General features: G+C 65.1%; 22 protein-coding genes. 11 read left to right on the top strand and 11 right to left on the bottom strand.

The window, feature by feature from the left end; all coding sequences use genetic code 11:
* Positions 1 to 183: 183 nt before the first annotated feature.
* The 4 genes from rho to hutC all read right to left on the bottom strand — a co-directional run bounded on the left by rho (position 184) and on the right by hutC (position 3,399).
* Entirely contained in the window at positions 184 to 1,446 is a 1,263-nt protein-coding gene (gene rho, locus AC56LG_RS08245; protein ID WP_192056178.1) for a transcription termination factor Rho, read from the bottom strand.
* 170 nt (positions 1,447 to 1,616) lie between these two features.
* Positions 1,617 to 1,943: a thioredoxin TrxA gene (gene trxA, locus AC56LG_RS08240; RefSeq protein ID WP_192056180.1), complete on the bottom strand. Its 327-nt coding sequence runs from the start codon at positions 1,941 to 1,943 to the stop codon at positions 1,617 to 1,619.
* Positions 1,944 to 2,173: 230 nt separating this feature from the next.
* Positions 2,174 to 2,572 carry a response regulator gene (locus tag AC56LG_RS08235; protein ID WP_497165613.1) on the bottom strand — a complete coding sequence of 133 codons (399 nt, stop codon included), beginning with the start codon at positions 2,570 to 2,572 and terminating at the stop codon, positions 2,174 to 2,176.
* A gap of 107 nt (positions 2,573 to 2,679) precedes the next feature.
* Positions 2,680 to 3,399 (bottom strand): histidine utilization transcriptional repressor HutC, encoded by a 720-nt coding sequence (gene hutC / locus AC56LG_RS08230; protein WP_497165612.1) that lies wholly within the window; start codon positions 3,397 to 3,399, stop codon positions 2,680 to 2,682.
* A gap of 135 nt (positions 3,400 to 3,534) precedes the next feature.
* Here hutC and ada point away from each other — a divergent pair, with 135 nt between their 5' ends.
* Positions 3,535 to 4,611 (top strand): bifunctional DNA-binding transcriptional regulator/O6-methylguanine-DNA methyltransferase Ada, encoded by a 1,077-nt coding sequence (gene ada, locus AC56LG_RS08225; RefSeq protein WP_497165611.1) that lies wholly within the window; start codon positions 3,535 to 3,537, stop codon positions 4,609 to 4,611.
* A 136-nt stretch (positions 4,612 to 4,747) separates the two neighbouring features.
* Here ada and bla read toward each other — a convergent pair whose 3' ends face one another.
* Positions 4,748 to 5,602, bottom strand: a complete 855-nt coding sequence (gene bla / locus AC56LG_RS08220; protein ID WP_497165610.1) for a subclass B3 metallo-beta-lactamase — start codon at positions 5,600 to 5,602, stop codon at positions 4,748 to 4,750.
* 142 nt (positions 5,603 to 5,744) lie between these two features.
* Between bla and AC56LG_RS08215 the strand changes: the two genes are divergently transcribed.
* The 7 genes from AC56LG_RS08215 to hutI all read left to right on the top strand — a co-directional run bounded on the left by AC56LG_RS08215 (position 5,745) and on the right by hutI (position 14,831).
* Positions 5,745 to 7,409 (top strand): amidohydrolase, encoded by a 1,665-nt coding sequence (locus tag AC56LG_RS08215; protein ID WP_497165609.1) that lies wholly within the window; start codon positions 5,745 to 5,747, stop codon positions 7,407 to 7,409.
* Between the two features lie 119 nt (positions 7,410 to 7,528).
* Positions 7,529 to 9,247, top strand: coding sequence for a urocanate hydratase (gene hutU / locus AC56LG_RS08210; protein ID WP_497165608.1), 1,719 nt, complete (start codon positions 7,529 to 7,531; stop codon positions 9,245 to 9,247).
* Positions 9,244 to 10,791 (top strand): histidine ammonia-lyase, encoded by a 1,548-nt coding sequence (gene hutH, locus AC56LG_RS08205; protein ID WP_497165607.1) that lies wholly within the window; start codon positions 9,244 to 9,246, stop codon positions 10,789 to 10,791. Before hutU ends, hutH begins: the two co-directional genes overlap by 4 nt.
* A 19-nt stretch (positions 10,792 to 10,810) precedes the next feature.
* Positions 10,811 to 11,599 (top strand): N-formylglutamate deformylase, encoded by a 789-nt coding sequence (hutG, locus tag AC56LG_RS08200; RefSeq protein WP_497165606.1) that lies wholly within the window; start codon positions 10,811 to 10,813, stop codon positions 11,597 to 11,599.
* Complete coding sequence (locus AC56LG_RS08195; protein WP_497165605.1) at positions 11,596 to 12,957, top strand: formimidoylglutamate deiminase; 1,362 nt, start codon at positions 11,596 to 11,598, stop codon at positions 12,955 to 12,957. The genes hutG and AC56LG_RS08195 overlap by 4 nt, the downstream gene beginning before the upstream one ends.
* A gap of 31 nt (positions 12,958 to 12,988) precedes the next feature.
* Positions 12,989 to 13,594 (top strand): HutD/Ves family protein, encoded by a 606-nt coding sequence (locus AC56LG_RS08190; protein ID WP_497165604.1) that lies wholly within the window; start codon positions 12,989 to 12,991, stop codon positions 13,592 to 13,594.
* Complete coding sequence (hutI, locus tag AC56LG_RS08185) at positions 13,587 to 14,831, top strand: imidazolonepropionase (RefSeq protein WP_497165603.1); 1,245 nt, start codon at positions 13,587 to 13,589, stop codon at positions 14,829 to 14,831. Before AC56LG_RS08190 ends, hutI begins: the two co-directional genes overlap by 8 nt.
* Positions 14,832 to 14,918: 87 nt before the next feature.
* Here hutI and AC56LG_RS08180 read toward each other — a convergent pair whose 3' ends face one another.
* The 6 genes from AC56LG_RS08180 to AC56LG_RS08155 all read right to left on the bottom strand — a co-directional run bounded on the left by AC56LG_RS08180 (position 14,919) and on the right by AC56LG_RS08155 (position 18,968).
* A complete protein-coding gene (locus AC56LG_RS08180; RefSeq protein WP_497165602.1) occupies positions 14,919 to 15,098 on the bottom strand; it encodes a hypothetical protein in 180 nt (59 codons plus the stop codon).
* A gap of 296 nt (positions 15,099 to 15,394) precedes the next feature.
* Positions 15,395 to 15,892, bottom strand: a complete 498-nt coding sequence (locus AC56LG_RS08175; RefSeq protein ID WP_497165601.1) for a GNAT family N-acetyltransferase — start codon at positions 15,890 to 15,892, stop codon at positions 15,395 to 15,397.
* Positions 15,889 to 16,842: a DMT family transporter gene (locus tag AC56LG_RS08170; RefSeq protein ID WP_497165600.1), complete on the bottom strand. Its 954-nt coding sequence runs from the start codon at positions 16,840 to 16,842 to the stop codon at positions 15,889 to 15,891. The genes AC56LG_RS08175 and AC56LG_RS08170 overlap by 4 nt, the downstream gene beginning before the upstream one ends.
* A gap of 131 nt (positions 16,843 to 16,973) precedes the next feature.
* Complete coding sequence (locus AC56LG_RS08165) at positions 16,974 to 17,432, bottom strand: outer membrane lipoprotein (protein WP_497165599.1); 459 nt, start codon at positions 17,430 to 17,432, stop codon at positions 16,974 to 16,976.
* A gap of 80 nt (positions 17,433 to 17,512) precedes the next feature.
* Positions 17,513 to 17,959 carry an Mpo1 family 2-hydroxy fatty acid dioxygenase gene (locus AC56LG_RS08160; protein ID WP_497165598.1) on the bottom strand — a complete coding sequence of 149 codons (447 nt, stop codon included), beginning with the start codon at positions 17,957 to 17,959 and terminating at the stop codon, positions 17,513 to 17,515.
* Between the two features lie 58 nt (positions 17,960 to 18,017).
* Positions 18,018 to 18,968: a LysR family transcriptional regulator gene (locus tag AC56LG_RS08155; protein ID WP_497165597.1), complete on the bottom strand. Its 951-nt coding sequence runs from the start codon at positions 18,966 to 18,968 to the stop codon at positions 18,018 to 18,020.
* A gap of 153 nt (positions 18,969 to 19,121) precedes the next feature.
* Here AC56LG_RS08155 and AC56LG_RS08150 point away from each other — a divergent pair, with 153 nt between their 5' ends.
* From AC56LG_RS08150 to AC56LG_RS08140, 3 genes are all read left to right on the top strand, one after another.
* Positions 19,122 to 19,340, top strand: a complete 219-nt coding sequence (locus AC56LG_RS08150) for a hypothetical protein (protein ID WP_497165596.1) — start codon at positions 19,122 to 19,124, stop codon at positions 19,338 to 19,340.
* Complete coding sequence (locus AC56LG_RS08145) at positions 19,337 to 20,191, top strand: alpha/beta hydrolase (RefSeq protein ID WP_497165595.1); 855 nt, start codon at positions 19,337 to 19,339, stop codon at positions 20,189 to 20,191. The genes AC56LG_RS08150 and AC56LG_RS08145 overlap by 4 nt, the downstream gene beginning before the upstream one ends.
* 165 nt (positions 20,192 to 20,356) lie before the next feature.
* The gene (locus AC56LG_RS08140; protein ID WP_497165594.1) at positions 20,357 to 21,541 is read left to right on the top strand and encodes an efflux RND transporter periplasmic adaptor subunit; all 1,185 of its coding nucleotides are present in this window, start codon (positions 20,357 to 20,359) and stop codon (positions 21,539 to 21,541) included.
* Positions 21,542 to 21,544 lie beyond the last annotated feature (3 nt).

Below are 21,544 nucleotides of genomic sequence, written 5' to 3'. Positions count from 1 at the left end.
AACCGTGGGGTGGTTGCCGGGTTTATCGGCGGGCATGTCCGCCCTACGGTGCGCCGCCGTCCGTATCACGTTCAAATGGCCGTGGTGTAACGTAGGCGGGCATGCCCGCCGAAACGATGCATACCGCTTGCGCAAATAAAAAGGGCAGCCGCAGCTGCCCTCGTCGATGCTTTTAACGGTAAATCAACCGCCGCGGCGCATCATGTCGAAGAACTCGATATTCGTCTTCGTCGCACGCATCTTGTCGAGGATGAACTCCATCGCTTCGATCTCGTCCATCGAGTACAGCAGCTTGCGCAGGATCCAGATCTTTTGCAGCTGGTCTGGCTTGATCAGCAATTCTTCGCGGCGGGTACCCGATTTGTTCAGGTTGATGGCCGGGTAGACGCGCTTCTCTGCCAGGCGGCGCTCGAGGTGCACTTCCATGTTGCCGGTGCCCTTGAATTCTTCGTAGATGACGTCGTCCATGCGCGAGCCGGTTTCGATCAGGGCAGTCGCGACGATGGTCAGCGAGCCGCCTTCTTCGACGTTACGGGCGGCGCCGAAGAAACGCTTCGGACGCTGCAGCGCGTTGGCGTCGACACCACCGGTCAGCACCTTGCCCGAGGCCGGGATCACGGTGTTGTAGGCGCGCGCCAGGCGGGTGATCGAGTCGAGCAGGATCACGACGTCCTTCTTCATTTCGACCAGGCGCTTGGCCTTTTCCAGCACCATTTCCGCAACCTGGACGTGGCGCGTGGCCGGTTCATCAAAAGTAGAGGCGACGACTTCGCCGCGCACCGAACGCTGCATCTCCGTCACTTCTTCCGGACGCTCGTCGATCAGGAGGACGATCAACGTCACGTCGGGGTGGTTCGAGGTGATCGCGTGGGCGATGTGCTGCAGCATGACCGACTTGCCGGACTTCGGCGACGCCACCAGCAGGCCGCGCTGGCCCTTGCCGATCGGCGAAATCAGGTCGACGATGCGGCCGGTGATGTTCTCGGCGCCGTTCATGTCGCGCTCGAGGCGCAGCGGCTCGTTCGGATGCAGCGGCGTCAGGTTTTCAAACAGGATGCGGTGCTTCGAGGCTTCCGGCGATTCGCCGTTGACCTTGTCTACCTTTACCAGGGCAAAGTAGCGCTCGCCGTCTTTCGGCGTACGCACTTCACCTTCGATCGAGTCACCCGTATGCAGGTTGAAGCGGCGAATCTGCGACGGCGAAATATAGATGTCGTCGGTCGATGCCATGTAGCTCGCATCGGGCGAGCGCAGGAAACCAAAGCCGTCGGGCAGGACTTCGAGGGCGCCATCGCCGAAGATCTGTTCGCCGGACTTGGCGCGTTTCTTCAGGATCGCGAACATCAGTTCCTGCTTGCGCAGGCGCGCTGCGTTGTCGATGTCGAGGCCGATGGCCATCTCCAGCAGCGCGGAGACGTGCATTGCCTTCAGTTCAGATAAGTGCATGTTGTGTGGGTGTCCCGTGACGGGAAATAAAGGTAGGGGAGGGAACTGCGTGGGTTAGTTAAAGAAACTGCGTCGGGTTGGGAAGCGGCCGGAGCCGACCGGATTCCCGTCCGGACAATGGCGGCAGTGCGGGCGCGCTGCCGCCGCTATGCGTCTTTGGTTTTTAGTTATTAGATATTGCTGTCGATGAAGGCAGTCAGCTGGCCCTTGGCCAGGGCGCCGACTTTTTGCGCAGCGACTTCGCCGTTCTTGAACAGGATCAGGGTCGGGATGCCGCGGATGCCGAACTGGGCCGGAACAGCCTGGTTGGCGTCGACGTCCATCTTGGCGATCGTGATCTTGCCGTTGTATTCCTTGGCGACTTCTTCCAGGATCGGGGCGATCATCTTGCACGGACCGCACCACTCGGCCCAGAAGTCGACCAGGACCGGCAGATCGGACTTGATCACGTCGGTGTCAAAAGAAGCATCGCTGATGTGTTTAATGTTTTCGCTCATGTTTTCCTCAAAGGGATCAAGGTACGCCTGGAGACTCATGCCGATCCGTTGGCAGTCGTCCGGCTTCCGGTTACTGATACGGCTAATTGCAACGCAAAGGTGGAGACAATGCGCGCGAACTCAATATTTGGAAGGGCGTCTGGAGGACGTCAGGCGGGGGATTTAGGCCGAATAATACCTTATTTTTCTTAAAAGTGTTCGGGCGTTTGTACAAAATCCCAAGTGCTGCGCTATTGGGCCAAAGCCGAGCGCAACTGGTCGAGCGCGATGGGCTTGCGGAAGATACCGGCCACGCGCAAGCCGAGCACGCGCGCCAGTTCGCCGGCCGCGTCGCGCACCCCGGAATCCATTCCCGAGAGCAGGATCACGCCACCGCGAAAGCCGCGTTCGGCTGCCGCCTGCAGGAATTCGATGCCATCCATGTCGGGCAGCGCCAGGTCGCAGACCAGCACATCGGGATTCTGCTCGGCCAGGGTGGACAGGGCGTGGCGCGTGCTGGCTTCGGTATACACCGCGCGCACCCCGATGGTGTGCAGCATGTCTTTCAGCATCTCGAGCATGAAACGGTCGTCGTCGAGCACCAGCACGCGCGGCGGCTCGCCATCGCCAGGCGCGGCGAAGTTATTCATACAAATGGTTCCGCAGAATTATTTACTGGCAGAGATTATGTGCGAGAACTGATGCTTATGGAACAACCAGTTCAAAATTTTCTGCGCCAATAGGTCGTTCCGTCTTGTTATCCAACACTGCCCGTGTACTGGATCAGGTGGCCCGGATGCCACATGGTGACCACCGAAGCGACGCGGCCGCCCGACGTGGTCTTGCGCTTGTGCACAAGGCAGGGGGCGCGGCTGTCGATGCCGAGCAGTTCCGTCACTTCGCGCGGCGCGCCCGAGGCTTCGAGGCTGTAGGTGGCGCCTTGCAAGGGCGCGACCGCCATCAGGTGTTCGTTGGGGGTGATGCTGTTGAAATCCTGCTCCAGGTAAGCGGGCGCGCAAGCCGGGTTGACCCAGCGGTCTTCGACCTGGATCGGCACTTCGTTCTCGAAATGCACGATCAGCGAGTGGAACAGCGGCGCACCCGGCGCCAGTTCGAACTGCAGCGCCAGCGCCTCGGCGGCCGGCGCGCTTTCCAGCAAATGCAGACGGCTGGCATGGCGGTGGCCGCGTGCCCGCACCTCGTCGGCGATGTTGCGGATTTCGAGCAGGGTCGCCTGGAATTTGCGCGGCGCGACAAACGTGCCCGAACCCTGGCGCCGGGTCAGCACCTGCTCGGCGGTCAGCTCGCGCACGGCGCGGTTGACGGTCATGCGCGAGACGCCGAACTGGCGCACCAGGGCCTGCTCGGAGGGCACCAGGTCGCCTTCCTTCCAGCGCCCGGTGGCGATCTCGCCGACCAGGTAATCCTTGATCTGCTGGAAAATGGGGGTGCTCGCTTGCGCGCTCGATTCGTTCAAACTGCTCTCCGAAAGGCGATAATGATGACCGTTGAATGTGCCGATTCTATCGCGAATTCGAAAGCAAGCAGGGAGGTGCGCAGCGGCGCGCGCAGTGCGAGGATGACGCCATCGCCCATTACCTGGACATGCGCCATGAAGACCGAGACCATCGCCGCACCATTTACAAGCCTTGAAGCGCGCTGGGCCGCCGTGCAGGCGCGCGACCGCGCCGCCGACGGCGTCTTTTATTATTCGGTGCGCACCACCGGCGTTTATTGCCGCCCCTCCTGCGGCGCGCGGCCCGCGCTGCGCGCCAACGTCGCCTTTCACGCCAGCTGCGCCGATGCCGAAGCGGCCGGCTTTCGCCCCTGCCTGCGCTGCCAACCCGGCCAGCCGCCGCTGGCCGAGCGCCAGGCGCAGGCCGTCGCCGCGGCTTGCCGCATCCTCGACACCGAAGAGGATGCACCTGATCTCGACGCGGTCGCGCAAGCCGCGGGCATGAGCCGCTTCCACTTCCAGCGCGTATTCAAGGCGCATGCCGGCGTGACGCCGAAAGCGTATGCCGCGGCGCGCCGGGCCGCCCGCTTGCGCGCCGCGCTCGGCCAGGAAAACACCGTCACCGACGCGCTGTACGCGGCCGGTTTTAACTCGAGTTCGCGCTTTTATGCCGGCAGCGCGGCCATGCTGGGCATGGCGCCGGCCAGCTTCAGGAAGGGCGGCGCCGGCGAGGAGATCCGCTTCGCGGTGGGCGCCTGTTCGCTCGGCGCGATCCTGGTGGCAGCGACTGTGCGCGGCATCTGCGCGGTGCTGCTGGGCGACGACCCCGAGCTGCTGCTGCGCGACCTGCAAGACCGTTTTCCGAAGGCGCGGCTGATCGGCGCCGACGCCGCTTTCGAACAGCAGGTGGCGCAAGTGGTCGGCCTGGTGGAAGCGCCGCGCATCGGCCTCGACTTGCCGCTGGACGTGCGCGGCACCGCCTTCCAGCAGCGGGTGTGGGCGGCCTTGCGTGCGATTCCGGCGGGCGAGACGGTGAGCTACACCGAACTGGCCGAGCGCATCGGCGCGCCGGCGGCGGTACGCGCGGTGGCCGGCGCGTGCGCGGCCAATCCGGTGGCGGTGGCGATTCCCTGCCACCGGGTGGTGCGTACCGATGGCGGGTTATCGGGATACCGTTGGGGGATCGAGCGGAAAGCGGCGCTGATCGCCCGTGAAAAAATTAGCAGGCCGTAGCGTAGGCGGGTCCCCCGCCCACGCGTTCAACCATTGGTTGCAAAATGATGCGCGGTTATTCACCCGTGCGTTGAACGCGTGGGCGGCAAAGCCGCCCACCCTACGGGTCTGTGCAGCGTCCTCCAGGCACCAAGCTTCAGCGCTTCGCTGCCTCCTGCGACAGCGTCTGCGCCAGCTTTTGTCGCCCGGCATCGGCATACGCAATGCACGCGCCCGGATTCACAAAAGCCGCGTTGCCGAGCTGCTTCTGCTTGGTCTGCTTTTCCAATAACCCGCTGGCATCCGGATGCGCCGTCACCAGGATATCGCAGGGCAGGACCGCCACGCGCGCGATCGAGCGTTCGATGTCGCGCTTCGCGTTCGGATAAACGGTATTGCCGCTGTAGCGGAAGGTGCCGGCGCCGAGGGCCGTCAGGCTGTCCGCATACACCATGTTCATCGCCCGGCCGTTCTCGACCGCCTGCCAGGTCCAGCTGACGCCGCCCTGCGTGTGGCCCGGCGTGTAATGCGCCTTGACCGACAGGGTTCCCAGTTCGACCGACTCGCCGTCGCGCACGCTGCGCACCGAGGCTACCGGCGCCATGTCCGGCAGGTTGGCGAATTGTGGATCGCCCTTGTCCGCCTTGCCGGTTTCCAGCACGGGCTTCGCGGCCGCGCTGGTGAGCACGGTGGCGCCACTTAGACGCTGCAGCTCGGCCACGCCGCCCACGTGGTCGTAATGCTCGTGCGAAGTCAGGATGTAGCGGATGTCTTCCAGTTTAAAACCGAGCTGGCGGATGTGGGCGGCGATCTGCGCCGCCGCCTTGGGGCTGGCGCCGTCGATCAGGATATGCCCGGCCGGCGAGGTAATCAGTACCGAGCTCAGGCCCGCGGTGCCGACATAGTAGCTGTTGCCGTAGAGCTGGAACGGGTCTTGCGGCCCTTCCCATTCGGCGGCGAGGGTAGGCATAGTGGCGAACAGAACGGAGGCGAACAGGGCGAGACGTTTCACGAGGATTCCCAAGGTGGGTGGATGACGATTGCTTTCTTGAAATGATAACGAAAAAACAGACGCTGAAGGTGGCGGGGCATGTCCAAGCCGGGTGGACTTCGCTACACTGATGTTTTGCTTTTATTTAATAAACGGAGAGTCCATGCAGTCCAGCCTCAAGCAGTGTTCAGCGTTCGTTCTTGCCGCCCTGGCTTCCATTGGCGCGCAGGCCGACACGGTCATCGTGAACGCCAACGGCTACACGTTGAACGCCAAGGGCGACCTGGTGCAATTCGCCGCGCTTGCTTTCGACGACAAGGGCAAGATCCTCGCCGTCGGCAGCGCCGCCGACGTCACGTCCAGGGCGCCGGGCGCGCGCCAGGTGGACATGGGGGGCAAGACCGTGCTGCCGGGCCTGATCGACGCCCACGGCCACGTGTTCGGCCTGGGCCAGATGCTGACCCAGCTCGACCTGTCGCAGACGACCTCGCTCGAAGGCGCGCTGAAGGCGATCGGCGACTACGCCCGTGCGAACCAGGGCCAGGCCTGGCTGCGCGGCCGCGGCTGGAACCAGGAAAACTGGAAGCTGGGCCGCTTTCCGAGCGCCGCCGACGTCAACGCCGTGGTCAGCGACAAGCCGGTCTGGTTCGAGCGCGTCGACGGCCACGCCGGCTGGGCCAACAGCCGCGCGCTGGAAGCGGCCGGCATCACCGATAAAACTCCGGACCCGGCCGGCGGCAAGATCATGCGCGACGCCAGCGGCAAAGCCACCGGCGTGCTGGTCGACGCGGCGCAGGAACTGGTCACCAAAGTGATGCCGGCGCAGACCGAAGCCGAGGAACGCGTGGCGCTGGATCAGGCGCTGGGCGCACTGGCCCGCGTCGGCGTCACCAGCACCCACGACGCCGGCCTGGGCGTGGCGGAAGACCGCCTGTACCGCGCCTATGCGGACCAGGGCAAATTGACTGCGCGCATCTATGGGATGATTGGCGGCACCGAAAAGGACTTCGATGCATTGGCGAAAAACGGTCCGCTGAAAACCTACGGCAACGACATGTACGCGCTGCGCGCCGTCAAACTGTATTCGGACGGCGCCCTGGGCAGCCGTGGCGCCGCCCTGATCAAGCCCTACAGCGACGAACCGCATTCGCACGGCTTGCTGTTCTATAAGCTCGAGCAGATGGATGCGATGATGAAAAAGGCGATGGCGCGCGGCTACCAGGTCAACGTGCACGCGATCGGCGACGCCGGCAACCATCAAATTCTCGACATCTACAAAAAGGAACTGGGCGTGACCAAGAGCGCGGCCCAGCGCCACCGCATCGAACACGCGCAGGTGGTGACGCCGACCGACATCGTGCGCTTCAAGACGCTGGGCATCATCCCGTCGATGCAGCCGACCCATGCCACTTCCGATAAAAACATGGCGGAAAGCCGCGTCGGCCCCGAACGTATCAAGGGTGCCTACGCCTGGCGCACTTTCCTGCACCAGGGTTCGCGCATTGCCTGCGGTTCCGACTTCCCGGTCGAATCGCCGAACCCGTTCTTCGGCATCCACGCGGCCGTCACGCGCCAGGATGCATCCGGTCAACCGATTGCCGGCTGGTATCCGAACCAGGCGATGTCGCTGAAGGAAGCGTTCCGCTGCTTCACGCTTGATGCAGCCTATGCGGGGCACGCCGAAAACAGCTTAGGCTCGCTGGAGCCCGGAAAATGGGCCGATTTCATCGTGGTCGACCAGGATCTGTTCAAGGTGTCGACCTACGACATCTACAAGACCGGCGTGCTGCAGACCTGGGTGGCGGGCAAGGCGGTGTACCAGAAATAATCGTGGACGGGCCATGCCGGCACCATGACAAAATGGATTGACGCTGTTGTATAGACAACCTAGACTCTGTGCATTCCGGTGCGCGTTCGCCGCGCACTTTTCCTGTCTCTGGAGCCGCCATGACCCACGCCCCGTCCGCCGATCCACGCTTCGACCCCACGCGCAGCATCCGCGCCCCGCGCGGCACTGAGCTCAGCTGCAAGAGCTGGCTGACCGAAGCCGCCTACCGCATGCTGCAGAACAACCTGGACGCCGAAGTCGCCGAAGACCCGCAGCGCCTGGTGGTCTACGGCGGCATCGGCCGCGCCGCGCGCAACTGGGAATGTTACGACCAGATCCTGGCTTCGCTGCGCACCCTGGAAGACGACCAGACTTTATTGATCCAGTCCGGCAAGCCGGTCGGCGTATTCCAGACCCACGAAAACGCCCCGCGCGTGCTGCTGGCGAATTCGAACCTGGTGCCGAACTGGGCCAACTGGGAGCATTTCAACGAACTCGACCGTAAAGGTTTGTTCATGTACGGCCAGATGACGGCCGGCAGCTGGATCTATATCGGCACCCAGGGCATCGTCCAGGGCACCTACGAAACCTTTGCCGAAGCCGGGCGCCAGCATTTCGATGGCGACTGGGGCGGGCGCTGGATTTTGACAGCCGGCCTGGGCGGCATGGGCGGCGCCCAGCCATTGGCCGCCACCTTTGCCGGCGCGGTCTCGCTCAACATCGAATGCCAGCAGAGCAGCATCGATTTCAGATTGCGCACGCGCTACCTCGACAAGCAGGCGCGCGATATCGACGACGCCATCGCGCTCATCCAGGAACATACGGGCAAGCGCGAGGCAATCTCGATCGGCCTGCTCGGCAATGCCGCCGACGTGCTGCCGGAACTGGTGCGCCGTGCCCGCGTCGGCGGACTGGTGCCTCACCTCGTCACCGACCAGACCTCGGCCCATGACCTGATCCACGGTTACCTGCCGCAGGGCTGGACGATCGAGGAGTGGAAAGCGGCGCAGGCCGATCCGGCGCAGCACCCGCGCCTGAAAGCGGCCGCCGCCGCCTCCTGTGCCAGGCACGTGCAAGCCATCCTCGACTTCAAGGCCCTCGGCGCCCATGCGGTCGACTATGGCAACAACATCCGGCAAGTGGCGAAAGATGAAGGCGTCGAACAGGCCTTCGACTTCCCCGGCTTCGTGCCGGCCTATATCCGCCCGCAATTCTGCGAAGGGCGCGGACCGTTCCGCTGGGTGGCGCTGTCGGGCGACCCGGAAGACATCTATAAAACCGATGCCAAGATCAAGGAACTGTTCCCGCAGCAGGCGCAGGTGCACCGCTGGCTCGACATGGCACGCGAACGGATCGCCTTCCAGGGCTTGCCCGCGCGCATCTGCTGGTTAGGGTTGGGCGAGCGCCACCTGGCCGGCCTTGCCTTCAACGAGATGGTGCGCACGGGCGAACTGAAAGCGCCGATCGTGATCGGGCGCGACCACCTCGACACCGGTTCCGTCGCCAGCCCCAACCGAGAAACCGAGAGCATGCGCGACGGCACCGACGCCGTCTCCGACTGGCCGTTGCTCAACGCCATGCTCAATACCGCCGGCGGCGCCACCTGGGTCTCGCTGCACCACGGCGGCGGCGTCGGCATGGGCTACTCGCAGCATTCCGGCGTCGTCATCGTGGCCGACGGCACCGACGCCGCCGCCAAACGCCTGGCGCGCGTACTGGTCAACGACAGCGGCTCGGGTGTGATGCGCCACGCCGACGCCGGCTATGAATCCGCCATCGCCTGTGCCCGGCGCACCGGCTTGAACCTTCCCATGATCAATCAAGGCAGCACCAAATGAACGACCATCACCACGGCTGGACCCTGCAACCCGGCGCCCTGACGCTGTCCAACCTGCGCGCGGCCTGGGCCTCGCACTTCCCGATCACGCTGGCACCAAGCGCCGCCGCACCGATCGCCGCGTCCGCCGAACTCGTGAAAGCCATCGTCGACAAGGGCGATCCGGCGTATGGCATCAATACCGGCTTCGGCATCCTGGCCAAGGCCCACATTCCCAACGACCAGCTGGCGCAGTTGCAGCGCAACCTGATCCTGTCGCATGCGGTCGGTACCGGCGAGCTGATTGCCGAGCCGGTCGTGCGCCTGATTTTGCTGACCAAGATCGGCAGCCTGGCGCGCGGCTATTCGGGCGTGCGTCCGCTCATCATCGACACCCTGATCGCGATCTACAACGCCGGCCTGATGCCGGCCATTCCCGTGCAAGGTTCGGTCGGCGCCTCGGGTGACCTGGCGCCGCTGGCGCACATGACCCTCGCCATCCTCGGCGTCGGTCCGGTGCGCTATCAAGGGCGGATCATGGATGCCGCCGAAGCGCTGGCCATGGCCGGCATCGAGCCCGTCACCCTGGCCGCGAAAGAGGGCCTGGCGCTGATCAACGGCACGCAGGTGTCGACCGCACTGGCTTTACACGGCCTGTTCATGGCCGAGCGCCTGGTGGAAGCGGCGATGGTCACCGGCGCCCTGTCGGTCGACGCCGCCCGTGGCAGCGATGCGCCCTTCGACGCGCGCATCCACGCGGTGCGCGGCCAGCCGGGCCAGATCGCGGCGGCGGCGATCTACCGCGAACTGATAGCGGGCAGCGCGATTCGCGCCTCGCACCTGGTCGGCGACGAGCGCGTGCAGGATCCGTACAGCCTGCGCTGCCAGCCGCAGGTGATGGGCGCCGTGATGGACCTGGTAGCGAATGCCAGCCGCACGCTGCTGATCGAAGCGAATGCGGTGACCGATAATCCGCTGCTGTTCCCCGACGATGGTGCCATCGTCTCCGGCGGTAACTTCCACGCCGAGCCGGTCGCCTTTGCCGCCGATACGCTGGCCCTCGCGATTGCCGAAATCGGCGCGCTGGCCGAACGCCGCATCGCGCTGCTGATCGACGCCAACCTGTCCGGGCTGCCGGCCTTTCTGGTGCGCGAGCCGGGCCTGAACTCCGGCTTCATGATCGCCCACGTGACGGCGGCTGCGCTGGCCTCGGAAAACAAATCGCTGGCGCACCCGGCCAGCGTCGACAGCTTGCCGACCTCGGCCAACCAGGAAGACCACGTCAGCATGGCGACCTTTGCCGCGCGCCGCCTCGACCAGATGGCGCACAATACGGCGGTGATTGTCGGGATCGAACTGCTGGCGGCGGGGCAGGGGATCGAGTTCCACCGCCCGCTGGCCAGTTCCGAACACCTCGAGCACGTGCACGCGCAATTGCGCCGTCGCGTGGCGCCGTTCGACGCCGACCGCTTCTTTGCGCCCGATATCGAGGCGGCGCGCCAGATGGTGATCACGGGTGAATTGTCCGCATCATGCAAGGAGCTGTTCGCAGTCCTCCACCCTTAATATGTCAACAGGAGTCTTCATGGATTTCCGGTTCAAGGCAGGCGACGCGCCGATGCTGCTGTCGATGCCCCACGTGGGCACCGACATTCCCGACGAGGTGGCCGCGCACATGGCGCCCTGCGCGCTGGCGACAGCCGACACCGACTGGCACCTGGCCGAACTCTACGACTGCGCCGACCGCCTCGGCATCTCGACCCTGGCTGCGCGCTGGTCGCGCTACGTGATCGACCTGAACCGCCCGCCCGAGAACACGAATTTGTATCCGGGCCTGGACACGACCGGCCTGTGCCCGGTCGACACCTTCGGGCGCGAAAGCCTGTACCGGGAAGGAGGCGTGCCGGATGGGGCAGAAGTGCAACGGCGCCTGGAACGCTACTGGCGCCCCTACCACAACCAGCTGCGCGCCGAACTGGCGAGATTGCTGGCGCTGCACGGACGCGTGGTGTTGTGGGATGCGCATTCGATCGCTTCGCAGGTGCCGCGCTTTTTCGAAGGCCGCCTGCCGGACCTGAATTTCGGCACTGCCGAGGGCAAGTCCTGCGATCCGGGCCTCGAGCACGCGGTGGTCGGGGTGGCGCGCGCCCAGGAGCGCTTCAGCATCGCCGTGAATGGCCGTTTCAAGGGTGGCCACATCACCCGCTTCTATGGCCAGCCGCACGAGGGCGTGCATGCGATCCAGCTCGAGATGTGCCAGTGCCTGTACATGGACGAAGCGCCGCCATTTGCGTTCCAGGCAGAGGTCGCGGCCGAAGTCCAGCCGCTGTTGCACGACATGATGCGCGCCGCGCTCGACTGGGTGCGCGCATGAATGCCCTGTTCGCGCGCCATGCCTTGCTTCCCGAGGGCTGGCAGGGCGACGTGCTGGTCGAATGGGATGCGCGCGGCACCCTGACGCGGGTGCAGCCGCAGGCGCGGCCGCCGATCGGCGTGGCACGCGCCGAGTACGTCGTGCCGGGCATGGTCAACCTGCATTCGCACGCGTTCCAGCGCGCGATGGGCGGCCTGACCGAAAGGGCGGGCGACGGACCGGACAGCTTCTGGACCTGGCGCGACCTGATGTACCGCTTCGCCGCGCAGATCACGCCCGAGCAGGTCGAGGCGATCGCGGCCCAGCTGTTCTCCGAATGCCTGCGCCATGGCTACACGTCGCTGTGCGAATTTCACTATATCCAGCGCGACCCGGAAGGGCGCATGTACGCGCGCCCGGCCGAGATGGCCGAGCGGGTCGCCGCGGCCGGGCAGCAGGCCGGCATCGGCCTGACCCTGCTGCCGGTGCTCTACAGTTACAGCGGCTTCGGCGCGCAGCCCCTGAAACCGGAACAGGCGCGCTTTCATACCGACATCGACACCGTGCTGGGCATCGTCGAGGCGCTCGAACCCTTGCGCGGCGGCCAGCTGGAAGTGGGCGCGGCGCCGCATTCGCTGCGCGCGGCCGGCATCGACCAGATCCATGCCTTGATGAACGCATTGCCGCAGGAGCGGCCGCTGCACATCCACATCGCCGAGCAGCAGGCCGAGGTGCAGCAAAGCCTGGACTTCAGCGGCAGCCGGCCGGTCGACTACCTGTTCGACGCAGTAGAGATCGACGCGCGCTGGTGCCTGGTGCATGCGACCCATTTAAATGAAAGGGAACTCGGATCTCTGGCACGCAGCGGCGCCGTGGCCGGCCTGTGCCCGAGCACCGAAGCCAACCTCGGCGACGGCCTCTTCCCCCTTGGTGATTACTTGGCCAATGGGGGGCGCTGGGGCATCGGCAGCGACAGTCACGTGTCGCAGAGCCCGGTCGAGGAATTGCGCTGGCTCGAATACGGCCAGCGCCTGGTGCATGGGCGCCGGAATGTCGCCGCCACGCCGGCCAGGCGCGACGTGGCATTGAACCTGTGGCAGGATGCACTCGGGGGCGGCGCCCAGGCGACCGGGCGTCCGGTGGGGGCGCTGGCGGCGGGGCGCCGCGCCGATCTGCTGGTGCTCGACGCCGCGCACCCGAACCTGGACGGCGTACGCGACACCGACGTGCTGGGACGTCTGGTATTCTGCGGCAACGACAACCTGGTGCGCGACGTGCTGGCCGGCGGACGCTGGGTCGTGCAGGGCGGGCGCCACATGGCGCAGGAAGCCATCGGACGCCGCTACCGGCAAGCCCTTCAACGGTTGCGCGCGATGTGAGCATACGTATCAGTTTGAGCGAGGCCTGAACATGAATATCCTGATCCCGTTTGCCGGCCTGTCGGCCTACCCCTGGAAGAACGGCGGCGGCAGCACCACGACGATCGCGATCGGCCCGCCCGAGGCCGGCTTCGAGGATTTCGACTGGCGCGTCAGCCTGGCCACGATTTCCGAGGATGGGCCATTTTCCCGCTTTCCCGGCGTCGACCGCACGCTGGCGCTGGTCGACGGCCATGGCATGACGCTCGATATCGACGGCAGCGAACGGGTGATCATCTGCGAAAGCGGCCCGGTGCTGGCGTTCGACGGCGACTCCGAGGTGGTGGCCAAGCTCAATCGCGGCCCAACCACCGATTTCAACGTCATGACGCGCACCGACCGCTGCTACCACCAGTTCGGCCGCCGGCGCCTGGCCGGCAAATCGCGCTTCGTCGCGCGCGCCGACCTGACGCTGATGTTCCTGGCCGAGGGCGATACCCTGGAAATCGCCAGCGACGCCGAGCGCATCAACATGGTGCGCTACGACGCCGTCCTGTTCGATCCAGGCACGATCTGGTCGATCGAGGCCAACCAGGCGGTCATCTTCATTGTCGACATTTTCTATTACAACGAGGACGAGGAATACGAAGATGAGTGAGCGCCACGGGCAGCGCTTCGACGCGGTGTTTGCGAACGTGAACCTGGCCACGATGGTCGACGGTTATGGCGAAGTCAGGGATGGCGCGATCGCCGTGCACCACGGCCGCATCGCCTGGGTCGGCGCACGGCGCGAGGCGCCTCGTGCCGCCGTCATCCACGATTGCGACGGCGCCTGGCTCACGCCCGGCCTGGTCGATTGCCACACCCACATCGTCCACGCCGGCAACCGCAGCGACGAATGGGAAGCGCGCCTGGAAGGAGCCAGCTACGAAGACATCGCCAGCAATGGCGGCGGCATCATGGCCACCGTGCGCGCCACCCGCGCCGCCAGCGTCGAGGACCTGCTGCGCCAGAGCGCGCCGCGCGTATCGCAGCTGCTGGCCGAAGGCGTGACCACCGTCGAAATCAAATCCGGCTACGGCCTGAATTTGCAGGGCGAAGCGAACCTGCTGCGCGCCGCGCGCCGCATCGGAGAGCTGTTGCCGGTGAAGGTGCGCACCACCTTCCTCGGGGCGCATGCGCTGCCGCCCGAGTTCACCGGCCGGCCCGACGACTACATCGCCGAAGTCACCGAACGCATGCTGCCGCTGCTGGTCAAGGAAAAGCTGGTCGACGCGGTCGACGCCTTCTGCGAGCACATCGGGTTTACCTACGACCAGACCGAACGCGTATTTGCGGCGGCAAAGAAGCTGGGATTGCCCGTTAAACTGCATGCGGAACAACTGTCGGACCAGCGCGGCGCCGAACTGGTGGCGCGCTACCGCGGCCTGTCGGCCGACCACCTGGAACACCTGACCCCGGCCGGCATCAATGCCATGGCCGGCGCCGGCACGGTCGCCGTGCTGCTGCCGGGCGCGTATTACTTCCTGCGCGAGACACAGGCGCCGCCGATCGCCGCCCTGCGCGGCGCCGGCGTGCCGCTGGCGGTGGCGACCGACTGCAACCCGGGTACCTCGCCCATGAGTTCGCTGCTGCTGGCGCTGAACATGGCGTGCACCCTGTGGCGCCTGACCCCGCGCGAAGCGTTGCTGGGCGCCACCATCAACGCCGCGCGCGCGCTCGGCCTGCAAGACCAGATCGGCACCCTGGAGGTGGGCAAGCGCGCCGACTTCGCACTGTGGGATATCAGCCGCCCGGCCGAGCTGGCGTACGCGATCGGTTTCAATCCGTGCCAGGCGGTGGTGAACGGCGGCGTGATGCGCGCGCGCGACGTGGGCTTGCCGGCGGGCTTGTAAGACGCGCGTATGAATGAAGGTTTCAGTGCGGAAGTTTTCAGGGCGAAGAACTGCAACGGGTTGCAATGTGCAGCCCGTTGCAGTATTTCAGAGCGACTGCAACTTCGACCGCGTGGCCGATACCGCCCGGTGCAGCATCCGTTCCGCATGAAAATCGTTCTCCCGCTGGGCGGCGATCGCTGTCAGGCTGCGGTTGTAATTGTCGAGGCGGGTACGCAGCCATGCCTTGTAGAGGCGCCTGGTAATCGGCCGGAAAATGAATGCCATTGCTCTCTCCCTCATGCGAAGAACACATTGTCCCGGACGTCGATTTCTTGCATTTGTGATCACTCAATCGTGCGGGACAGCTGCCTAATCATTGAGCACCGTCAATTCAGCAATCCTCAACTCGGTAATTATAGGTAACAGAGCATCCATAAGAGAGGTAAGCAATTGTAAGAACAACAGCTTCAGACGAGTTCACCCAGCTATAGTGAAATCGTTGATTTCCAGTCTCCCCTCCCCATTGACATAATGGGTTCGCCCACGGCGCCTTTCGGTCCCGTGGGCTTTTTATTTCAGGATCAATCTGCGCGACGCGCCAGCAAGTCCAGCGCCTCGCCGGTCACGCGGCAGATGCGCCATTCAGGCAGGATCTCGGCGCCCATGGTTTTATAAAAGCCGATTGCCGGTTCGTTCCAGTCCAGCACCGACCACTCGAAGCGGCCGCAGTTGCGCTCGACCGCGAGTTGCGCCAGCTTGGCCAGCAGCGCGCTGCCGTAGCCCTTGCCGCGGTGCGACTGGCGCACGTACAGGTCTTCCAGGTACAGGCCCTTCTTGGTGAGGAAGGTCGAGAAATTGTGGAAGAACAGGGCAAAGGCGACCACTTCGCCATTCTCTTCGCCGACGATGGCTTCGCAGGCCGGGCGCACGCCGAACAGGCCGTCGTGCAGCAGCTCTTCGGTGGCGACGACCATGTGCTCGAGTTTTTCGAACACGGCCAGTTCGACGATCATCGAGTGGATGTGGCTGACGTCGGCGGGTTCGGCGGGACGGACGGAGAAATGGGTGACTGCGGTCATGGTGTTTCGGTTACCTGATTCAAAGTTACGGTGTTCACGGGCTTGGCTGCTGCTGCTGTTGCTGCGGGGCCGCGCAGGGCCCAGGCCACGCTGGCCAGGCACAGCAGCATGCCCAGGAATTCGACCGGGCCAGGGCGGTAATGTTCGAGCTGGATTGACAGCAGCACCGACAACACCGGCGTGATGACGCCGATGTACACAGCCTTTTGCGGCCCGATGCGGTTGATCAGCGTGAAGTAGGCGAGGAAGGCGATTACCGAGCCGAAGATCGCCAGGTACAGCAGGCCAAGCGTATACGACAGCGTCGGCGGCAGCATGAAGCGCTGGCCGGTCGCCACGGCATACACGGCCACCAGCAACGTGCCCCAGAGCATTGACCAGGCCGTGGTCAGCATCACGTTGCCGGACTGCTCGCGCACCTTGCCGACGACGATGCTGCCGGCCGAACTGGCGATCGTCGCCACCAGCGCCAGCACCACGCCCAGCAGGAAGTGGCCGCTGCCGCCGGCTTGCACATCGCGCCAGGCGGCGCCGATCGAGTGATAAAAGAGCAGGGCCACGCCGCCGGTCGCCACCGCGCCGGCGCCCCAGGTGCGCGGCGCGATCGGGGTGCCGTAGAACACGCGGCCCAGCAGCGGCGTCCAGAACACCATCAATGCGAACAGCACGGCCACCAGCCCCGAGACCACGACTTCTTCGGCCTGGTAAGTGCAGATATACGACAAACCGAAGGTGGCCACACCCTGCAGCATCACCCATTTCTGGGTACGCCAGGGCAGGTGCAATTGAATGCCGCGGCCGATGCAGATGGCGAACAGCACGCTCGACGCCAGGGCAAAGCGGTAGACCACCGACACCGATGGCGGCACGTCGCCCAGCTGCAAGGTGATGGCCCAGAAGGTCGAGCCCCAGATGAGCGAGGCGAGGGTGAACAGGACGGGAGAAGACATCCCGAAAGTATACGTGCTTTCTCCGTTGCCTGTCGTCTATAAATTGGAAAACCGGAGGCGTGCGCCCGGGACGGCGGCCTGGATGTGGCAAGGCCGCATCAGCCTTGCGGCCGAGGCGGCATGCCGGGAATTCAATGAGTGACGCGCGTGTTGTAGCCGTTGCTCAGCAAGCGCACGCGTTCGCCGGGCCGGAACAGTTCGTCCGCGCTCTGGGTCACGGCGCGCAATTCTCCGCTGTCGAGCCGGACCGTGATCTCGAAGCCGGGCTTGTTGTTGGCGTTGGCCTCGACCCGCTGGCCGATCAGGCCGCCGGCGATGGCGCCGACGATGCCCATTGCCGCCGAACCGTTGCCGCTGCCGGCCTGGGAGCCGGCCAGGCCGCCCAGCGCCGCGCCGCCCATCGTGCCGACGCCGGATTCCGGATTGGCGATGATGACATTGCGCACCGATTCGACCGTGCCCATACGCACGACCTGTTCGTTCTGGACCTGCCCGGCGCGATACACGCTGCCTGACGGCGGCGGGGTGGCGCAGCCGGCCAGCAAGGCTGCAAGGAGGAGAGGAACTGCGAGTGGAATGGTGGCTTTCATGGCAATCTCCGCAAGCTTGATACGTTTCCCAAAGCTTACTCTCCACCAGCAAGGTGCGCCGCACACCAAGGCGCAGCCATTCAATAAGCGAGATTCAAGCGCCGGTACAGGAAGCCCAGCACGAACAGCGGCCCGATCAGCAGGAAGCGCAGGTCGTCGAGGAAGGAGGGCTTCTTGCCCTCGATTTTGTGGCCGATGAACTGGCCGATCCAGGACACGACGAACACGGCGATCGACAGCGGCAGCACCGTCATCGGCGGCATCGCCGCCAGGATCGACAGCATCAGGATCGACATCGCCAGCATGCCGACCGCGAACGGTTTCGACAACTGCAGGTAGTACCACAGCGACCCGGCCACGGCCACCAGCGCCAGTACCGGATGCAGCGCGTACAGGATGCCGAGCAGCGAAAACACGATCAGGGGCACGCACACGAAGTGGATCAGCTCGTTGGTCGGGTTGCGGTGGCTCTCGCTGTACTGGGCGAGCAGGGTATGGATGTTGCGCGCGGCTGGGGTGTGGTCCATGCTGGTCTCCGGACGGGATTGTTATGCGACGATTCTACACCGGCCGAGCCGCAAAAATTCAGGCTGCCGCCCGTTCCGGCGGCGCGAACGCCGGTCGCGCGCCGAGGCGCATGTGTGGGTGGTTGGCGAACACTTCCGCCACCCATTCCACGAACACGCGCACCTTGGCCGACATGTGGCGATTCTGCGGATAGACGATGTGCACCGGCAGCGGGTCGCTGAGCCAGTCCGGCAGCACCTGCACCATGCGTCCCTCCACCACGTGGCGCATCAGAAGGTAATCGGTCATCTGGACGATGCCCAGCCCGGACAGGCCGGCCTGCACGTAGGCATTCGAATCGTTGAGGGCGATCACGCCCGGCATCGGCACCTCGATGCGCTCGCCGTCGCGATTGAAATCCCAGTCGTAGACTTTACCGGTCTTGGCCGAAAAATAGTTCACGCAGCGGTGCCGTGCCAGGTCGTTGGGATGCGCCGGCATGCCAAAGCGCGCCAGGTAGGAGGGCGCGGCGGCGGTAACAAAATGGATGATGCCGACCCGCCGTGCGATCAGGCTAGTATCGAACAGCGGCCCGCCGCGCACCGCGCAATCGATGCCTTCCTCGACCAGGTCGACCGGGCGGTCGGTGCTGCCCAGTTCGAGCATGATGTCGGGATAGCGTTCGAAGAAACCGGGCAGTGCCGGAATCAGGATTTCGCTGGCCAGCCCGGTCGGGGTATCGACGCGCAGGCGTCCGCTCGGGTTGATGCGCATGCGCGACAGCGATTCCTCGGCATCGCGCACGTCGGCCAGGATGCGCACGCAGCGTTCGTAATAGGCGGCGCCGTCCGAAGTTACCGTCACCTGGCGCGTCGTGCGATGGAGCAGCTTGGCCGAGAGCGAGCTTTCCAATGCCTGCACCAGGGTCGACACGCTCGCCTTGGGCAGGTCGAGCAGTTCCGCTGCGCGCGTAAAACTGCCGTTGTCCACGACCTGAACGAAGACTTCCATGGCTTGTAGTTTGTTCATTGCTTCCTCCCGATCCCTGTTTTAATTCAATTTTAAGCGTATTGTTCGCGATTGGCGAACAATGGATTCACGATTGCCATCTTTATCAGATTCCAGTGGATGTCTATAGTGTGCGTACTGGAGTAAAACCTTTTTGGCGGGCGGAGCAGGATCATGAAACTGCGGAACATGCGGGACAACATCGTGGCGTTAAGCGCACTGGCAATCGGCATCCTGGCCATGGCCGGCGTGGTCGGCAGCGGCGCCTATGCGCAGGCGGCGGGCGCGGAGGCGCGCGGCGTGCATGCGCTGTCCACGGTCATGGTCGAGACGATCTGCCCCGGTCAGGCGCCGACAACCTTGGCCGCCGTCTCCACCGAGGTGGCGCGATGAACGACCGCCTCGACAGCTTCAATGCCATCAACGACGACGTACGCGTGCGCGACCTGGAAGTCAGCGGCGAGCAGGGCCCGTTGCGGGCGCGCCTGTACGCCACCGGCCAGAAGGGCAAGCGCGACACCCTGGTCGTGTTCTTCCCACCCGGCGGTTTCGTCAGCGATAACCTGGACGACTCCGACAGCTTCCTGCGCCACCTGGCCGGCGTCAGCCATACGCCGGTCGTGCTGGCATCGAACTACACGCTGGCCACCGTGCGCCCGTTCCCGGCCGCGGTCGAGGATGCCCACGCCGTGCTGCTGTGGGCGAAAAAGAACAAGACCAAACTCGGCTGGAACGGCAAGCATCTGCTGGTGGCCGGCATCGAAGCCGGCGCCAATCTGGCCGCCGTCTGCGCCCTGATGTCGCGCGACCGCGGCGCACCCAAGCTGGCAGGCCAGATCCTGATCATGCCGATGCTCGACCCCGGCCTGTCGACCTGCTCGATGCGCGAGATGCCGAACTGCCCCGACCAGGAAAAGCTGGCCGATGGCTGCGCCGCCGCCTACCGCGGCTACCTGCCCAACGCGGCGGACCGTACCCACCCGTACGCGTCGCCCCTGCAATCGAGCCGCCTGAAAAACCTGCCGCCGGCCCTGATTCTCTCCGCCGAGGACGATCCCTTGCGCGACGAAGCCGAAGCCTATGGCGCCAAACTGGCCGGCTTCGGTGTCCAGGCCACCGTGCGCCGCCTGCTGCCGACGCCGCAAGCGGACGAGCGCAACGAGTGCGCCTGCGAACGGCCGGCGCTGGCCGAAATCGCGACCTTCATTGCCGATCTCGAAGGGCAGGGGGCCCTTCCAGGCTAAGTCAGCACCTACCTCGCTTCCACAACTGAACTGAACGGACAACCGCACCATTTGGTGCGGCGGGACCCGCTTTTTCCTGCGTTTTGCCATGGCTGGCGCGGGCGGGACGGGTTTCGTCTTCTTATCGCCACATTTTTAACATTCTCACAAGAAAAAGGAATCAACATGAGAAAGCTGACACAACTCACCAGCGCTGCAAGGCCCTTGCTGGCCGCCCTGGCCGTCGCCGGCCTGGCAAGCGCCACGCTGGCCGGCTGCGACGACGCCACCGGCAAAACCGCGGCGCCAGCCGCTCCCGCCGCGCCACCGGTGTCGGCCGCTATCGTGCTGGAAAAGCCGGTCGCGGAAACCCAGGAATTTTCCGGCCGCCTCGAAGCCGTCGAGCGCGTCGAAATCCGTTCGCGCGTCAGCGGCTTCATCACCGCAGTGAACTTCAAGCCCGGCAGCGAGGTTAAAAAGGGCGACGTCCTGTTCGTGGTCGACCCGCGGCCCTACCAGGCCGAAGCCACCCGTGCCCAGGCCGCCGCCGCCTCGGCGCGCGCCAAGGCCGATCTCGCCAAACGCGAACTGGCGCGCGCCGAGAGCCTGATGGCGGACAAGGCGATCGCCCGCCGCGAATTCGACGAAGCCGCCGCCAGCCAGAAAGAACTCGACGCGACTGCCGCAGCCGCCCAAGCCCAGTACGAGGCGGCGCGCCTGAACCTGGCCTATACCCGCGTGGTCTCGCCGATCGATGGCCGCGTCTCGAAAGCCGAGATCACCCTCGGCAACCTGGTCGACCCGAGCGCGCTGCTCACCTCCGTGGTCTCGCTCGAACGCATCTACGCCAGCTTCGACGGCGACGAAGAGACTTACCTGCGCGTCGGCGCCAAGGCGCGCGATGGCGCCCCGGTGGCGGTGCGCGTCGGCCTGGCCAACGAGGAAGGGTTCCCGCACGAAGGCAAGCTCGAATTCGTCGACAACCAGCTCGACGCCCGCACCGGCAGCGTGCGCATGCGCGCCACCTTCGAGAACAAGGATGGCGTCCTGGTGCCGGGCCTGTTCGCACGCGTCCAGTTGGGTGCGGCCGACAGCCGCAATGCCGTCCTGATCAACGAGCGCGCGGTCGGCACCGACCAGAGCCGCAAGTTCGTGTTCGTGGTCGACAAGGAGGGCAAGGCCGAATACCGCCAGGTCACCCTCGGCCCCGTGGTCGACGGTTTGCGCGTGGTGCGCAGTGGCGTGAAAGCGGGAGAGAAGATCGTCGTCAACGGCTTGCAGCGCGTGCGTCCCGGCGCGGCCGTCGCACCGCAGATCGTGCCGATGACGGATGCCGCGCCGCTGGCGCTTGCTGCAAACATCAAGGAGTAAGCC

The sequence above is a fragment of the Telluria sp. ZB2R32 genome (assembly GCF_059685715.1).
The sequence above is the reverse complement of the archived record's forward strand: the minus strand, read 5'-3'. Positions and strand labels throughout refer to the sequence as shown.

Bases quoted from the DNA above. Each gene is read 5' to 3' on its own strand.
- rho (WP_192056178.1), bottom strand. From the start codon at position 1,446: ATGCACTTATCTGAACTGAAGGCAATGCACGTCTCCGCGCTGCTGGAG.
- trxA (WP_192056180.1), bottom strand. From the start codon at position 1,943: ATGAGCGAAAACATTAAACACATCAGCGATGCTTCTTTTGACACCGAC.
- AC56LG_RS08235 (WP_497165613.1), bottom strand. From the start codon at position 2,572: ATGAATAACTTCGCCGCGCCTGGCGATGGCGAGCCGCCGCGCGTGCTG.
- ada (WP_497165611.1), top strand. From the start codon at position 3,535: ATGAAGACCGAGACCATCGCCGCACCATTTACAAGCCTTGAAGCGCGC.
- AC56LG_RS08215 (WP_497165609.1), top strand. From the start codon at position 5,745: ATGCAGTCCAGCCTCAAGCAGTGTTCAGCGTTCGTTCTTGCCGCCCTG.
- hutU (WP_497165608.1), top strand. From the start codon at position 7,529: ATGACCCACGCCCCGTCCGCCGATCCACGCTTCGACCCCACGCGCAGC.
- hutH (WP_497165607.1), top strand. From the start codon at position 9,244: ATGAACGACCATCACCACGGCTGGACCCTGCAACCCGGCGCCCTGACG.
- hutG (WP_497165606.1), top strand. From the start codon at position 10,811: ATGGATTTCCGGTTCAAGGCAGGCGACGCGCCGATGCTGCTGTCGATG.
- AC56LG_RS08195 (WP_497165605.1), top strand. From the start codon at position 11,596: ATGAATGCCCTGTTCGCGCGCCATGCCTTGCTTCCCGAGGGCTGGCAG.
- AC56LG_RS08190 (WP_497165604.1), top strand. From the start codon at position 12,989: ATGAATATCCTGATCCCGTTTGCCGGCCTGTCGGCCTACCCCTGGAAG.
- hutI (WP_497165603.1), top strand. From the start codon at position 13,587: ATGAGTGAGCGCCACGGGCAGCGCTTCGACGCGGTGTTTGCGAACGTG.
- AC56LG_RS08180 (WP_497165602.1), bottom strand. From the start codon at position 15,098: ATGGCATTCATTTTCCGGCCGATTACCAGGCGCCTCTACAAGGCATGG.
- AC56LG_RS08175 (WP_497165601.1), bottom strand. From the start codon at position 15,892: ATGACCGCAGTCACCCATTTCTCCGTCCGTCCCGCCGAACCCGCCGAC.
- AC56LG_RS08170 (WP_497165600.1), bottom strand. From the start codon at position 16,842: ATGTCTTCTCCCGTCCTGTTCACCCTCGCCTCGCTCATCTGGGGCTCG.
- AC56LG_RS08165 (WP_497165599.1), bottom strand. From the start codon at position 17,432: ATGAAAGCCACCATTCCACTCGCAGTTCCTCTCCTCCTTGCAGCCTTG.
- AC56LG_RS08160 (WP_497165598.1), bottom strand. From the start codon at position 17,959: ATGGACCACACCCCAGCCGCGCGCAACATCCATACCCTGCTCGCCCAG.
- AC56LG_RS08155 (WP_497165597.1), bottom strand. From the start codon at position 18,968: ATGAACAAACTACAAGCCATGGAAGTCTTCGTTCAGGTCGTGGACAAC.
- AC56LG_RS08150 (WP_497165596.1), top strand. From the start codon at position 19,122: ATGAAACTGCGGAACATGCGGGACAACATCGTGGCGTTAAGCGCACTG.
- AC56LG_RS08145 (WP_497165595.1), top strand. From the start codon at position 19,337: ATGAACGACCGCCTCGACAGCTTCAATGCCATCAACGACGACGTACGC.
- AC56LG_RS08140 (WP_497165594.1), top strand. From the start codon at position 20,357: ATGAGAAAGCTGACACAACTCACCAGCGCTGCAAGGCCCTTGCTGGCC.